14 protein-coding genes, 1 pseudogene and 2 riboswitches are annotated in these 14,323 nt (G+C 38.3%); of the genes and pseudogenes, 5 read left to right on the top strand and 10 right to left on the bottom strand.

What is annotated here, in order from left to right:
* The first annotated feature begins 35 nt into the window (after positions 1 to 35).
* On the top strand, positions 36 to 749 hold the full coding sequence (locus MKX78_RS01360) for a class I SAM-dependent methyltransferase (RefSeq protein ID WP_307315757.1): 714 nt from the start codon (positions 36 to 38) through the stop codon (positions 747 to 749).
* Positions 750 to 799: 50 nt separating this feature from the next.
* Here the strand turns inward: MKX78_RS01360 and MKX78_RS01355 are convergent, their stop codons facing one another.
* The 4 genes from MKX78_RS01355 to MKX78_RS01340 all read right to left on the bottom strand — a co-directional run bounded on the left by MKX78_RS01355 (position 800) and on the right by MKX78_RS01340 (position 3,275).
* Positions 800 to 1,555, bottom strand: coding sequence for a class I SAM-dependent methyltransferase (locus MKX78_RS01355; RefSeq protein WP_095371024.1), 756 nt, complete (start codon positions 1,553 to 1,555; stop codon positions 800 to 802).
* A 17-nt stretch (positions 1,556 to 1,572) separates the two neighbouring features.
* The gene (locus MKX78_RS01350; RefSeq protein WP_307315763.1) at positions 1,573 to 1,893 is read right to left on the bottom strand and encodes a hypothetical protein; all 321 of its coding nucleotides are present in this window, start codon (positions 1,891 to 1,893) and stop codon (positions 1,573 to 1,575) included.
* A 139-nt stretch (positions 1,894 to 2,032) separates the two neighbouring features.
* Positions 2,033 to 2,827, bottom strand: coding sequence for a CAP domain-containing protein (locus MKX78_RS01345; RefSeq protein ID WP_341049426.1), 795 nt, complete (start codon positions 2,825 to 2,827; stop codon positions 2,033 to 2,035).
* Positions 2,748 to 3,275, bottom strand: a complete 528-nt coding sequence (locus MKX78_RS01340) for a LysM peptidoglycan-binding domain-containing protein (RefSeq protein ID WP_341049424.1) — start codon at positions 3,273 to 3,275, stop codon at positions 2,748 to 2,750. Before MKX78_RS01340 ends, MKX78_RS01345 begins: the two co-directional genes overlap by 80 nt.
* A 398-nt stretch (positions 3,276 to 3,673) precedes the next feature.
* On the opposite strand from MKX78_RS01340, the gene MKX78_RS01335 reads away from it, so the two are divergent.
* Positions 3,674 to 4,060 (top strand): hypothetical protein, encoded by a 387-nt coding sequence (locus MKX78_RS01335; RefSeq protein WP_307315764.1) that lies wholly within the window; start codon positions 3,674 to 3,676, stop codon positions 4,058 to 4,060.
* A 121-nt stretch (positions 4,061 to 4,181) separates the two neighbouring features.
* Here MKX78_RS01335 and MKX78_RS01330 read toward each other — a convergent pair whose 3' ends face one another.
* Positions 4,182 to 4,946, bottom strand: coding sequence for a hypothetical protein (locus tag MKX78_RS01330; RefSeq protein WP_307315767.1), 765 nt, complete (start codon positions 4,944 to 4,946; stop codon positions 4,182 to 4,184).
* Positions 4,947 to 5,113: 167 nt separating this feature from the next.
* Here MKX78_RS01330 and MKX78_RS01325 point away from each other — a divergent pair, with 167 nt between their 5' ends.
* Both MKX78_RS01325 and MKX78_RS01320 read left to right on the top strand, forming a co-directional pair.
* Entirely contained in the window at positions 5,114 to 6,247 is a 1,134-nt protein-coding gene (locus tag MKX78_RS01325) for a CamS family sex pheromone protein (protein WP_322910242.1), read from the top strand.
* A gap of 116 nt (positions 6,248 to 6,363) precedes the next feature.
* Positions 6,364 to 7,050, top strand: coding sequence for a DUF1796 family putative cysteine peptidase (locus tag MKX78_RS01320; RefSeq protein ID WP_307315774.1), 687 nt, complete (start codon positions 6,364 to 6,366; stop codon positions 7,048 to 7,050).
* 1,417 nt (positions 7,051 to 8,467) lie between these two features.
* On the opposite strand, the gene MKX78_RS01315 is transcribed toward MKX78_RS01320, so the two are convergent.
* The 5 genes and pseudogenes from MKX78_RS01315 to MKX78_RS01295 all read right to left on the bottom strand — a co-directional run.
* Complete coding sequence (locus MKX78_RS01315; protein WP_095371028.1) at positions 8,468 to 8,707, bottom strand: hypothetical protein; 240 nt, start codon at positions 8,705 to 8,707, stop codon at positions 8,468 to 8,470.
* A 19-nt stretch (positions 8,708 to 8,726) separates the two neighbouring features.
* Complete coding sequence (locus tag MKX78_RS01310; protein ID WP_095371029.1) at positions 8,727 to 8,966, bottom strand: hypothetical protein; 240 nt, start codon at positions 8,964 to 8,966, stop codon at positions 8,727 to 8,729.
* The gene (locus MKX78_RS01305) at positions 8,956 to 10,443 is read right to left on the bottom strand and encodes a glycosyltransferase family 2 protein (protein ID WP_341049418.1); all 1,488 of its coding nucleotides are present in this window, start codon (positions 10,441 to 10,443) and stop codon (positions 8,956 to 8,958) included. Before MKX78_RS01305 ends, MKX78_RS01310 begins: the two co-directional genes overlap by 11 nt.
* Before the next feature lie 65 nt (positions 10,444 to 10,508).
* On the bottom strand, positions 10,509 to 11,750 hold the full coding sequence (locus MKX78_RS01300; protein ID WP_322910328.1) for a nucleotide sugar dehydrogenase: 1,242 nt from the start codon (positions 11,748 to 11,750) through the stop codon (positions 10,509 to 10,511).
* Positions 11,742 to 13,253 (bottom strand): annotated as a pseudogene (locus tag MKX78_RS01295) (glycosyltransferase family 2 protein); the annotation flags it as partial. The gene MKX78_RS01300 and the pseudogene MKX78_RS01295, both read right to left, overlap by 9 nt.
* A 282-nt stretch (positions 13,254 to 13,535) precedes the next feature.
* On the opposite strand from MKX78_RS01295, the gene MKX78_RS01290 reads away from it, so the two are divergent.
* The gene (locus tag MKX78_RS01290) at positions 13,536 to 13,820 is read left to right on the top strand and encodes a DNA-binding protein (RefSeq protein ID WP_341049416.1); all 285 of its coding nucleotides are present in this window, start codon (positions 13,536 to 13,538) and stop codon (positions 13,818 to 13,820) included.
* 77 nt (positions 13,821 to 13,897) lie between these two features.
* Positions 13,898 to 14,010, top strand: a riboswitch (SAM riboswitch).
* Between the two features lie 53 nt (positions 14,011 to 14,063).
* Positions 14,064 to 14,243, top strand: a riboswitch (cobalamin riboswitch).
* Positions 14,244 to 14,323 lie beyond the last annotated feature (80 nt).

Below are 14,323 nucleotides of genomic sequence, written 5' to 3'. Positions count from 1 at the left end.
CCTTTATTTACTTCATAAGGAGACTGGACACTAAGATGATACCTTTGATATATGACCAAATGTACAAAATGGGACCGGGAGATAAATTTTTATTATCTATCATTAACAATTTACAGACTCATCATTTAGCAGATTTAGGATGTGGTACAGGGAGATTAACGAGTTACTTAGATACGAAGGGATATGAAATTACAGCAATTGATCCCGATAATGAGGCGATCGACGTCGCTAAAGGTAAAGGGTTAACAAATGTCCAATGGCTCGTAGGCGATAGTCGACTCTTGCAGGCAAACACATACGATGCTGTCATCATGACAGCAAATGTTGCCCAAGTATTTTTAACGGATGAAAGCTGGTCAGAAACGCTTTCTGATATCCATCAGGCTTTACAACCTAATGGCTCCCTTATTTTTGATTGCCGCAACCTTCATGCAAAAGAATGGGAGAACTGGATGGAGGATGAGACACCTGACTATACAAATCATCCCTATACTGGAGAGAAACTTACCATTATTTCTTCCTATGAAGGAATGGAAGATAATGTTTTCACCTTCTATGAGACCGTTCAGTATTGTGACAACGGTGAACTCTTCACTAGGAGAAAGCATCAAATAAGGTTTCGCACGCTCAAAGAGATTGAAGGCTCTTTAACAAGAGCCGGGTTTACAATCAAATCATGTTACGGAGATTATCAAGATAAACAAGCGAATGATGATTCCGTTAGTTTTGTTTTTCACTGTAAGAAATAAAGTGAGTAAAGTCAGTGGTGTGGTCACTGGCTTTTTTTAGCTTGCTTGCTCTATTTCGCTACTGCCTCAAATGTAATCGATTGATGAGCATTAGTAGGATATAGCCCTTGTTCATAATCGGCTGAAATAATGATGCTGTGGAAACCTGTTGTCTCAAGAATGTTCCTAAACTCTTCGACTCCGTACCAACGTAGGGGAAAATGTTCCAATTCTGTTTGTATCAGCTGCCCATCTCTCCACTTTTCATAACGATGGTGAGAAACCGTGTACTGTTTTATATAATCGACTTCAATCACCTTTTTCTCCAGCGTAATTATATCGCCATTTTCTGTTCTCCATGTCTTAGTCGATGCTTGATTTAGAGTAACGTCCGGTTGTAAAAAAATATCTACAATCAACTTTCCACCTGGCGAGAGATGATGGTGGAAATTCTTTAATGCCTTTATAGAGTCCTCTCGCTCATGCAGCAACAGAAAAGTACCTGTTGGAATAATTATCGCTTCATATTTTGCTGGTAAACTAAACGACTCCATTTTCCCGCTAAATACATTGGTCTCAAGCCCTCTTTCTGCACAATGACGCCGACATATACGGAGCATCTCATCTGATACATCAAACCCTTCAACTGTAAAACCAGCTTCCAAAAGGGGAATAAGCGTCCTCCCCGTACCCACTCCAGGTTCAAGAATCCTGCCTTTACAAGTAGCTAATCTATCTCGGTAAAAGGCAATGTCTCCAAATGTTGAACCTATGTATTTATCTAAATCATATACTTCAGAAGAAAGTTTACTATAATAACTTAACAATGACTCTCACATCCTTCCTAAAGGAGCATGTCTAACTTATTTTTACTAGATGAATAATAATGAATGTCTTTACCTTTACTCTTTGCATATTGTATTTCCTTTCGCGTACTCTCTCCAATGTATTCATCCTCATCAATTACATAAATGGCGTCACTCAAATCAATCTTTCTTAAATGTAACTCTTGTAGCATATGTAACTTCTCATTCGATAAATAAATGTCATCACTATGTTCAAAGAAACCCAGACTTAAAACGATATGACCATGGTAAGTCAATGTCGCTTCTGTATGTATAAATTGTTGTTTAAATTTGGTTGAACCACATAGTGTTATTATCAACCGCATCCCCCTCTCATTTAGTCATTTAACAAATTATACTATATTACTAAATATTTAGAAATTTAAACAACGAGTACTGATTTCGTGAAAGATTATAAGAAGGCTGAACCCCTCGCGTTAGGTTCAGCCTTTTTAGTCTTTAATTCCCTATAAACATCTGCACCCAATTATGACCATTACTCTCATAACCTATGCCGATTTCTGTAAAATTACCGTTTAATATATTTGCTCTATGACCTTCAGAGTTCATCCAGCCTTGGACAACCGCTTTAGGTGATGTATAGCCTTTAGCAATATTTTCACCCGCAGTAAGATAGGTAACCCCATTTGCCGTTAACATTTCAAATGGTGTTCCATATGTGGGAGAAGTATGACTAAAGTAGTTGTTATCGGCCATATCCTTCGCCTTCAAATACGCAACTTTGGAAACGTCTCCATTAAGTTTTAATGCAGGCAACCCGTTATTAGCACGCTCTGCATTTACCAATGATACGACTTCATTCATGTATTGCTCATGATTTCCTGCAGACGCATTTCCGTCATTTTCTTCCTCTGGGTCTGTTACTTCGGGCTTCTCTTCTTCCGGTTCAGTTGCCTCTGGTTTTTCTTCCTTTGGCTCAGTTACTTCCGGCTTCTCTTCTTCCGGTTCAGTCGCCTCTGGTTTTTCTTCCTTTGGCTCAGTTACTTCCGGTTTCTCTTCCGGTTCAGTCGCCTCTGGTTTTTCTTCCTTTGGCTCAGTTACTTCCGGTTTCTCTTCTTCTGGTTCAGTCGCCTCTGGTTTTTCTTCCTTTGGCTCAGTTACTTCCGGTTTCTCTTCTTCTGGTTCAGTCGCCTCTGGTTTTTCTTCCTTTGGCTCAGTTACTTCCGGTTTCTCTTCTTCTGGTAGTCGCCTCTGGTTTTTCTTTCTTTGGCTTAGATCTATCTTGTTCCTCAACTTTTGGCTTTGATACTTTGTCCGTATTGGCTTGTGGTTTTATAATGTTAGAATCATCTTGTTCCAAAAGTTCTCCGTCTCTTCTCTCAGGTATTTTAATTTTTTGCCCTGGATAGATGAGGTTTTTATTCGTAATTTCTGGGTTCGCATTTAGTAGTTTTTCAAAATTAATATTTAACTTAATGGCAATTCTCCACAAGGAGTCACCCGGTAAAACAGTATAATAAATAGAGCTCGTTTTAGGTAATTGAATGATTTGCTCAGGGAAAATGAGATCTTTATTAGGAATTTGACTATTAACGTCTAATAATTCATAAAAATCAACACGCTGTTCCTCTGAAATGTCCCATAAATTATCACCTTGCTTGACTGTATATTTATCAGCAAATGTGGTCATTGGACTTAAAAAAACAAGGGTAGATAAAGTAATTGCTAGTTTTTTCTTCATTATACGTATGTTGGCCTCCGTTATTCCTCGTATATTACCAACTATTACCTAGGATGACTAGTTTAATAATATTCAATTATAATAGCTTCATTCGTCGACTAATTTGGTTAACCACCTTGTAAATTATACGATTGTAATATTACTGTCAAGCTGCCTTTTGACTATATATTTTAGAAGAATTTTATAAGTTATAAAAAATACCAATTTCTAATGCTTTTCTACCTATTTATTAGAGAGTTGCCAATCTAATTGAATTAAAATCTTACTATTTTACAATATGTTCTAACCTCTTATTATAGGAGATTATTTTTAAATTCCGTCGTAGACAACAAAAACGCACGATTGTAAAAAGGTATTATTAGTGTAAAATTATACCAATAAACTGAAGGTGGTTTAAATTGAAAAACAAGCTGTTAGTTTTCTTATTAACTATTAGTCTACTGCTGAACATATATTACTTCTGCAAATGGTTCTTATTAGAACAATGGTCTGCAGCAACAAGAGAAGAAGCTATTATTTTAAGTGAAATGATACTAAAAACGGTTGAAAGTGAGGATTACTTATCTTTAAGGGAAAGAGAAAAAATCATTGCCATCGAATCAGATATTAATAAGTTTAAAGGTGGCGTCTTCCCGTATTATATGGAAGTCAGCGTTAGAACTGAGCAACAAACGTACCTATTTTATTGCAGCGATAAGCAATGTTCGAGTATGGAAAAAGGAGGTTTAAGTTATTCCATCTATGAAGAGGAAAAACCGCGCCTTCCATTTCAAAATACGGACTAATAAAAATTACTACAATCCAAAATAACCTAATTTTATAAAGCTCGAAAGGAGAGGGATGATAAAAAACCTATTTACAGGCGTGTATTTGAACCAAAGCACGACAACCACGGCTCAAGTCGTATTATTTATTTTGAAAAGCGTGATATAGCTTTAACATCTCCAACAGAATTTCTTTATTATAACCCGTTTTTTCATGAATTTTCATTACCCACTCATCGATACCAACTAATGGACTTTCTTTCATTAGTCCATGATTCGTGCTCAAAAAGCTGATCCAATTCGTAAATTCCCAGTGCGCTACTTCTGTTTGATAAGGAACTCTACATTCGAGTAAGGGAGTGGGCTTAAGGAGATTTTGTGAATGTTCAGCTGCTTGGAGAAAAACATCACAATCAATCGGGCGTGTATCATATATTTGTCTTGACTCTTTCCCATTAGGTCTATGATAGCGCACCTCGATCATAAATTCATTCGGTATCAATTGTATTTTAGCACCTGGGAAAAAACCGCCTAGTTTCTCACTTGTAAAATTTTCTCGTTTCTTATCTATTAACACCGGATTTAACCATTGATCTCCCGAATCACATAAGTAGCGGCCACCATTATCGTCCAGTGCAATTACTGCTACATGGGCATTTACTGTCCCTAGATTATGACCGATTGGAAATGCTTGAATCTTTGCTTGTCGAAAAGCATCCAACAACCAAATGGCTAAATCAAAACAATTACCCGCCAGGCCATATTGATCTCTATGTTCCTTCATTAAGGATAGTTCTCTTTGCTTTCTCTCACTTCCCTTTTGGTAATGCCATATTTTCGTTAGATTTTCCATTGGGAACGTGTTAAATTGATCCCAAACACACTGGATACTTTCGCTTGCTCTCATTATCATTCACATCCATCTTCTTTCTTTTCTAACCCTTTCTATTCCACCTTTCATAATCCTCCTTTTTCAAGCAAGCTATGAAAATATCATTTGTACATAATGTCATTATATGGTACCTTTTATTTGCAAGATAATTGGCTCAAAAACATACAAACAAGGAGTTAACCATGAGAAGGCTTCTACTACTTACACTTACACCATTACTACTTATTACGCTAACAGCATGTATGAATAAGGACGAGGAAGAAACCACAGATCAACCCGAAGATATCGTCATTCCAACGCAAATTGAGAATAATATATTTAAAGTCAAGCAACCGTTTGAGCCAGCTATGGCACGAGGTGCAATTACAGCAAATGTTTCTAATAACTACGATATCACTGAGATTGAACTAGGGTTGATGGATATCACTTCTGAATATTTTTCACCAGAAGACCACCTTTACCAATCAGGTCAATACATAGATAGTGACTTGCTCAATGAATTACTTGCTAGAGAGTCTAATGATACGCCTAATGGGCTGAACCCTAAAATGAAAGAAACAAAAGATCGACTGGAAGATGAGGAAAAAACCCCTAAAATCATCTCTCATATTCACGAACAAAATTATTTAAATGACAAAGGAAAAGTTGTTGGGATTTCATTAGCTATTTCTATCAATGATTACTACCATATTCGAGTAATGGATGATGCCGGATTAGTTCACACAGGTGAAGTAAGAGTGAATGAGGTTTATAAAGACAAGAGTTACAACGAAAAATATGCGAAAAACATCGCAAAAAATGTTATTTCTGCCGTCAGAGGGATTGAAAATGTCCCTAATGTACCAATTATCTTATCTATCTATGAAGAGGCAGGCCAAAATGAAATTACACCTGGCCAATTTCTTGCTCATACTTATATTGATAAAGGCAAACAAGGTATCGGCAGCTGGGAAGAGGTTGAAAAAGACCAATATGTCTATCCTTCAGATGAATTAAATGAAGTGGATAAAAGTCTCCATGATAGTCTCAATTATCTATCAGATGACCTTCTTACCTACTTTACAAATTTAGATTTGAGATTAAACGGCGATATTAATTATGAGCATGATAATTTAACGAATATAGAATTAAAAATCTATGCACCAGGTATTTCAAAGGCCGAGTTAACGAGCATTCTTAACTTTTGCGGTACTAAAATTAATTCTATAGCAGGCGACCATGTGCCCGTCTCCATTCGCATCATCAATGTAGATGAAGAACTTGGGCTCATGATTTGGGATACAGAGAACAAAGAGATCTTAACGGAAATATTATAAAAGTAGGGCTTCTTCTTTTTTAAAAAAGGAGGAGCCTTTTCTACTGCTTTTAACTGTTTGTCCAATCACTTCCTCTCCTTTATCAATAAAATAATTATAAGTAAAGGAGTGATAACTTGAAGCTATCAGAAACAAAAGGCGTATATGATCTCGTTGTAAGTTTAGGCTGTTGGTGTGGTCCTGCCATCTACACAAAAGAGCATCATCTAAGAAAAAATTCATTCCCTTTTGATTGGATACAGTCGCCACATCTTAACATGGTCAATCAGCTACTTAAAAACAAGTTTAAAAATTACATGGAAAAAGATCACATGGAGGAAAAGAATATTACCGCACATTTCGTCCATGAAGGACAAGTCATTTATGAAGAAGGAGGAACCACTCCTGCAAGGGCTCATTTTGTTCATGACCGTCTATATCAAATTGATTCTGTCCACGATTTCCCTATGATTGCCAACCAACAGTGGACCGATCAGTACCCAGCATTCAAACAAAAACTCAACAAACGCATTCAAAACTTTCTCACAAAAATACAAACTAGCAAAAAAACCTTATTCATTCGATATGAATGGGAAATTGCAAAATACGAAGACATTATTGAATTGCAAACGACTCTCTCCAAAATTATCCGCGGCCCCTTCAACCTCATTATCATCCAACAAGTAAATGTACCATTAGAACGACCACTCATTGATGAAGAATGGCCACATGAAGGAATCTGCTTCGTTAAAATACCCGTTAACCATCATTATGATAAACAAATATGGAATGAAATCCTTACTGATGTGAGTTTGAGGAAGTAAAGACAGTCGATAATGCACTGTCTTTTTTATTTAGTACTTAGATATCGAAAGGAATTAAGTGTGTAGCTATATTTTGCTCACTGCGTCTCTCATCCCTAGACCAATTGGTTTGATTTTCTTATAAATGATGGTAAATTCCGTTTGTTCGGCTTTCGTGAGTGGTTTTCCTTTAAGTGACGTGCAAATCCAGTTTGCTCAGCTTTCATTGAGGGGTTTTGGTTTGAGTGATTCGCAATTTCATTTTGCTATCCTCTCGTTGGGAAATTTCTGTTTGAGTTACTCGCAAATCAGTTTGTTAACCTCTCCTTTACAGATTCCCACTTGAGAGACTCGCAATTACAGTTTGCTCACCTCTCATTAACAGGGGTTCCACTTGAGAGACTTGCAATCACAGTTTGATCACCTCTCCTTTACAGATTTCCTCTTGAGGGACTTGCAATCACAGTTTGATCACCTCTCCTTTACAGATTCCCTCTTGAGAGACTCGCAATTACAGTTTGATCACCTCTCATTAACAGGGGTTCCACTTGAGAGACTTGCAATCACAGTTTGATCACCTCTCCTTTACAGATTCCCTCTTGAGGGACTTGCAATCACAGTTTGATCACCTCTCCTTTACAGATTCCCTCTTGAGGGACTTGCAATTACAGTTTGATCACCTCTCCTTTACAGATTCCCTCTTGAGGGACTTGCAATCACAGTTTGATCACCTCTCCTTTACAGATTCCCTCTTGAGGGACTTGCAATCACAGTTTGATCACCTCTCATTAACAGGGGTTCCACTTGAGAGACTTGCAATTACAGTTTGATCACCTCTCCTTTACAGATTCCCTCTTGAGGGACTTGCAATCACAGTTTGATCACCTCTCCTTTACAGATTCCCTCTTGAGAGACTTGCAATCACAGTTTGCTCACCTCTCCTTTACAGATTCCCTCTTGAGAGACTTGCAATCACAGTTTGCTCACCTCTCCTTTACAGATTCCCTCTTGAGGGACTTGCAATCACAGTTTGCTTACCTCTGGTTAACTCATTTCCGTTTGTATGACTCGTAATTTATGCATACTTGGCTCTCGTTAGCCAATTCCAGCCTGAATGAAGATCAAAAATTCAACATCTCTGAGGATGGTGCACAGAATTGATTTTTCCCTTTTCTATCTCTCTCCAATCGAGAAGGGCTTAAAGGTGAGATATCCCCTCCTATTCGACGGTGTCTCTTTTTTCCCGTTATCAACATATATTAGTATCCCAAGAGCGACTGTTTTCCTTTTTTCCCGCAGTTCTTAAACCGACTTTGACCGACTAGACAAGAGTTTCTCTCTATTCCTCCTCACTCTTAAACGCATCAACACCCATCTTTTTTATGTATAAAAAGAACCTCACACCAAAATGGTATCAGGTTCCGTACTCCTTATTTGTTCATGAATAACCTGGCAAAGATAAACTGACGAGTTGTGCATCTGCACGCAGGGAGTCTCTTAAGGTTGTTTCCACACAGGCAACTAGTGGAATCGTGATGATAATGATGCCATTTTCGAATTCAAACTCCAGACCTGGGCAGACCTCATCGCATTGCACTTCCGTTTCTGCTCTTCCTGTTCTCGTATTTACTATGATCTTCAAACAAATATCAAAACAACTTTTATGACTACATGCCATTTCCATTCACTCCTTGTGTTTATTGATAGCCTGGTAAAGATAAGCTTGTTAGCTCTGCACTTGCACTTAAATCATCTTTTAATGTCGTCTCCACACACGCTACAAGTGGTAAAGTGATTTGAATGACACCATTTTCAAATTCGAACTCGATACCACCGCAAGCATCATCGCACTCAACGGACGTTTCTGCTCTTCTGTTATTCGTATTTACCACCAATTTTAGACACACATCAAAACAACTTTCATCTTTACAAGCCATTCTTTTTCTCTCCTTTTTTTTGTAAATTCCCTAAATATATCATCGCCTCTAAATGATCACCGACGATGACTGAAGTAGTGGGGGCTAGACTTCCTTTTCGATTAGCATAATGAGTATGCGGGCGAAAGCGATTGATTTTATCCACTTCAACATGGTGTACATTTTCGACTACACAATTATTAACAAGTAACTTTACGTAAGCTAATACAGGATTAGCTAGTGACCCAACACCGACTTTTTCAATACTTTTCCTACTCAAGGCATGGGGGACAGCAACAGTGGAACCCACACCTAAATCAGCTCGATTACATGCTACATTTATTGCGTATTTACAGGCAGTAACTAAGTGAAGTGGCCAGTGCTGTTTTAAGCTAGCATTGAGGTCATTTACTGCAACATCAACGCCCCTCTCTACAGCCTGTACAAATGGCTGTAAGTCTTCCATCGCGATGAGAAAATCGCCATCAACAAATAACAAAATCTCTCCGGTGGCAAAGTGGGCACCTATCGCTCTACCAGTATCTAAACCTAGTTTTTCAGCAAACTGAATAACCGTTGCCCCTGCATCATATGCATGAACCGCTGTCTGATCATTTGACCCATTCACTACAACGATGATTTCTAACGGACCTAATCGCATACACTCCTCAATTACTGCCTTAATTCGTGCTTGTTCATTTTGAGCTGGGATGATAACTGATAACTGGGATAAGGGGTTGTTGGCATGGTCATTTTTTCTAATAGTTGGCTGATGGCCCTGGATAACAGAATCTAGTACATCTAATCTTCTTTCACCATCAGAAAACTTTGATCGGCTATTAGGCGGGAATCTTTGTGTGTAAGCTTGTAAATAATCGTCTATTCTTCTCCTGTCATCTTTCCTATCCCACACTTGATTTTGCAGCTGAAAGATATTACGAATAGGAAGCTGATGTGACAATACATAGCCTTGTTGAACTAATTTCACATGTGCTTCAACAGGATTGCTAAGCGTATCAATACCAATAGTATCTACTGCTTTTCTAGAGAGTCCATAAGGGACGAACACGATTTGGTCTATTTTTAAATCCGAACGATGGATAAAAGCATTGGTTATTTGCGGGAAAATAGTAGAAGGAATGTGGCGGTGTTTTTTTTGAAATTCATAGTCCATATTATTGAGAACAGCGTCCGCGCTATTGTCCATCAGAGGTTGTAAAAATTGCTGGAGCGTTGGTACCGTAATATGTTGGTTGAGATCTAAAAATAACATACATGATCTTGTTGCCTTTTTTGCCCCGATGACATGTGCTTCGTAGACATGTTGCCAAGCATCATTTACTACGAGACGAAACGGATCAACATTTAGTAATTTATGGGCAACAAAGATTAGCTCAACATTTGTGATAGATTGATAGGTCTGGATTAACTTACTCACATACTGATTACTCGCATCCCGACTAATAGGAACAATCAAAGATAAACACGAACCATCCAAAAAGCATCGTCTCCTTACATCTTTAAGTGGCATCACCCCCTTACAAGGAATATAGTATCGCTTGTTCATTTCCCTGTTTTTAATACATGCCTCGTATCAATGATATTTTCTACTTTCGATAAAAGTTTATAATCCAAATTACTATGGTCCGTAAGAAGCAGGGTTAATTGATACTTTGATAATGTCTCGTTTGTTAACGGAACAGATTGATAGCTTTTATTTTCAAGAACAACTGTTGGTACATAAGGATCGTGATAGTCTACCTGATAACCTTTTTGCAAGAGTTCGTTAAAAATTGTTAAAGCTGGGGATTCACGGACATCGTTCACATCCCTTTTATACGCTAGGCCAACAACAAGGATTGCCCCGGTCTCCCCTGCTAATTCAGCTTCTACTTTTTTGACGATTTTTTGAGGCATCGTATCATTAATTTCTCTTGCTGCTGCTACGAGCTGACTGCTTAAGCCGTATTGATTGAGCTTCCATTGTAAATATATCGGATCAACAGGGATACAATGTCCACCTATTCCCGGACCAGGCCAATAAGGAGTAAATCCAAATGGCTTTGTCGCAGCTGCCTGCAGGGCTTCATAAAAATCAATGTCTAATCGTTCACATAGCTCGTCCAACTCATTCACTAGTGAAATATTGACTAATCGCTGTGTATTTTCAAATAACTTAGCTAACTCTGCAACTTTCGGCGAGCTTACTGGCACAACTTCAGCAAAATACTTTGCATAAAACTGATCAATTTTCGCAAGAGAACTCTCTGTTTGACCACTAATTACTTTTGGGATAGAGGCTAACGTATATTGCTTATTTGCAGGATCAATTCTCTCGGGTGAATAACATAAGTAGTAGTCTTCACCAGCTTTAAAGTGATGGCGTGTGAATATAGGCTCAATCACCTCTTCTACTGTTCCCGGATAAGTAGAGCTTTCATAAATAATCGTTTGTCCCGTCTGTAAATATTGGCAAAGATAGTTAGTAACGGCAATCATCGCTCTTAAATCCGGTTCATGATGTTCGTCAATTGGGGTTGGAACTGTGACGATGATATACTCAGCGGCTTTAAGCAAAGCTATAGCTGCATCCGTATGTTTTGGAATGAAATTTAGAACCGCTTGCAGCTCTTCATCTTTTACATCAGGAATATAACTGCTCCCTTGCTGTAATAACTCAATCTTATGAGTATCTTGATCGATGCCCGTTACATGACAGCCCTTTTTTGCTAAGTGGAGAGCCAGTGGGAGACCAACATAGCCGAGACCAATAACAGCAACTCTATCTATTTGACCTTGGAGCATGTCCCATTTTCGATTGCCATCTGTATAACCGCATCTCTGATTGAACGATAGTAAATATGAAAATGCTTCAATGTGGTCACCTAGAATCCGGTCAGTTGATTCGACCCGACCATCGGCTTGCCTGTGATGCTGTTTTCTAATTTTATTTGGCTTGACGACATCGACATAATGAATGGATTCGACTTTAAATCCTTTTAGAATTGCCTTTGCTTGAAATAACGGTGGAGACATTAATGTGAGGATACCAATCTCGTCAATCACTTTCCTGCTCATTGCATGTGGAATAGCAGTGAGAGAATTAACGGTGAGGTCCTCTCTTTTCAGCGCCATATTCAGAAGGTACTTAGCAGCACTCACAGAATGCAACGGATGGGCACGGTCGAGCAATATCTCTAAATCATTTAAAGCAATATCTGCCCCTTCTTCTACAGCATGTATAAAAGGGGTTAAATCTTCTGCTTTGATAACAAAATCACTATCTAAGAACAAACAGATATCTCCTGTACTGTGAAGCGCACCAATCGCTCTTGGAATGTTATGTCCGAGTGCCTGGTCAAACGCAATCACTTTCACACCTGACTTTTCTACCTTTTCCTTTGTTCGTTCATCTGCTCCATTTAACACAACAATGATTTCATCAATGCCTGCCTTCTTTACCTCAGCAATCACTTCAGCAATCGTATCCGGCTCCTTCCCTACAGGAATAATCGCACTATACTTCGCTCGTTTCGCTTCCTTTACCGAAAAGGCTTGTACATATTCCTTAAAAGATAGCCGATTTCGCCTGCCATCGTTTAAACCACCGCGAAATCCTCTCTCTTCAATCAGTTGGGCCACTGCACGTAAGTGGTCACCAATTATTAAACTTGTTGAAAATGAAAAAGAGGAGCCCGTAATCTTCTGTTGATGTTTCGGTCGAATCTTATTTGTAGCAATCACATCAATGGCTACTGGTGCACTCATCTTTAATTCTTTCATCACAGCTATACTATGAGCTAATGGCGGACAAGCTAAATTCTCCCAACCAATTGTATCAAGCGCTGATTTTTTCATAACATGAGGAACAGCGACTAAGGAATTAACGGATAACTCACCTTTACCTAAAAAATGATTAAGAGAGAACTTTGATACTGCTGTCGGATGTGGTCTAATGGGGCGCTTCATTGTCCAGCTTAAATCATTTAGGGCAATATCAGCCCCATCCCGAATGCCATCAAGCAGTGCTTGTAGCTCCTGTGCTCTAACGACAATATCACCATCAATAAAAAGAAGCGTATCTCCTTTTGCCTCCCTTGCACCAATTGCTCGTCCAATATCCACCCCTAGAGGTTCTTTATAAACAAGCTTTCTACATTCAAATGCTTCCGCTATTTTCTCCGATCCATCTGTTGAACCATTCAAAACAGCGATGATTTCATATGGCTCAATCTTCACTAACTCTTCTAAAACGGCTGACAACGTAGATTCTTCATTCTGAATGGGAATAATAACAGATAGATTCATAACACTTCACTTCTCTCCTTCAGCAAAATTAATAGTCTCCTTTGTGCTAACTATAGCCTTTTCCATCACAAACCCGAGAAAAACACTAAGTAATATCAATATATACAGCTTGGCCAATTTTGTTCTCGGACAAGTATACAATCTATGAAAGATGGTGCGATAGACAGGGTAGATTGGTTTAATTATGGGGGCATTGATCGGATTCGGCACTAAAAAATATATTATTACTATTCGTTAGGAGATGTTAAAGTAGATATATATGTATTTAAGGGGGATTACAAATTGGAATTCGAGTTGAATTTTATTTGGATTGCCGTCGGTTTAGCATTACTTGGCTATTTCATAGGCAATGGGTTGAAGCAATTTAGTAGTAAAAATGAAGGTAATATGAATCATTTACTTGTGGAGCAAAGCCACCTTCATCTTTACTTTTATTTAAGTGAAGCAGACATGAAGGATCTATTACAGAAGCATCCTCACGCACCAAAAGTCATTCTTAATGGCAAGCATTATTACCATCTACATAAATTTCGCAAGTGGCTTGAATCTGATGATATATATCACTGATGAAGAATTTATTTTGACAGCTTCCATTTATTATGCTAATCTATCTTTAAAATTCAAAATATTATAAATATGTAATTCTCTTATTCAGAGAGGTGGAGGGACTGGCCCGATGAAACCCAGCAACCTTTAACAATTATTTGTTAAAAAGGTGCTAATTCCTGCAAAGTGTAATAGCTTTGGCAAATAAGAGAGGATAAAGACCTCTCTATTTTTAATTAGAGAGGTCTTTTGTATTTTCAAAACTTAATAACAAAGGCAACAGATGCATGATTGCTTAAAAGGGAAGCCCGGTGGAATGCCGGCACGGTCCCGCCACTGTGAAGGAGAGCGACTTATCATTGACCACTATTTCATAATAGAAATGGGAAGGGATAACGAGCGATAATCCGAAGTCAGGAGACCTGTCTGTTGTTTGCACTTAGACTCTACGGATGCATAGAGAGGAGTGATGAATACGTGTTGAGCAAATCAAATGGTCTCAACTCTAGTTAATATTGCGTATG

The organism is Cytobacillus sp. FSL R5-0569 (assembly GCF_038007265.1).
Taxonomy (GTDB): Bacteria; Bacillota; Bacilli; order Bacillales; family Cytobacillaceae; genus Cytobacillus; species Cytobacillus kochii.
The sequence above is the reverse complement of the archived record's forward strand: the minus strand, read 5'-3'. Positions and strand labels throughout refer to the sequence as shown.

Bases quoted from the DNA above. Each gene is read 5' to 3' on its own strand.
- MKX78_RS01325 (WP_322910242.1), top strand. From the start codon at position 5,114: ATGAGAAGGCTTCTACTACTTACACTTACACCATTACTACTTATTACG.
- MKX78_RS01315 (WP_095371028.1), bottom strand. From the start codon at position 8,707: ATGGCATGTAGTCATAAAAGTTGTTTTGATATTTGTTTGAAGATCATA.
- MKX78_RS01360 (WP_307315757.1), top strand. From the start codon at position 36: ATGATACCTTTGATATATGACCAAATGTACAAAATGGGACCGGGAGAT.
- MKX78_RS01330 (WP_307315767.1), bottom strand. From the start codon at position 4,946: ATGAGAGCAAGCGAAAGTATCCAGTGTGTTTGGGATCAATTTAACACG.
- MKX78_RS01300 (WP_322910328.1), bottom strand. From the start codon at position 11,750: ATGCTCCAAGGTCAAATAGATAGAGTTGCTGTTATTGGTCTCGGCTAT.
- MKX78_RS01310 (WP_095371029.1), bottom strand. From the start codon at position 8,966: ATGGCTTGTAAAGATGAAAGTTGTTTTGATGTGTGTCTAAAATTGGTG.
- MKX78_RS01340 (WP_341049424.1), bottom strand. From the start codon at position 3,275: ATGAAGAAAAAACTAGCAATTACTTTATCTACCCTTGTTTTTTTAAGT.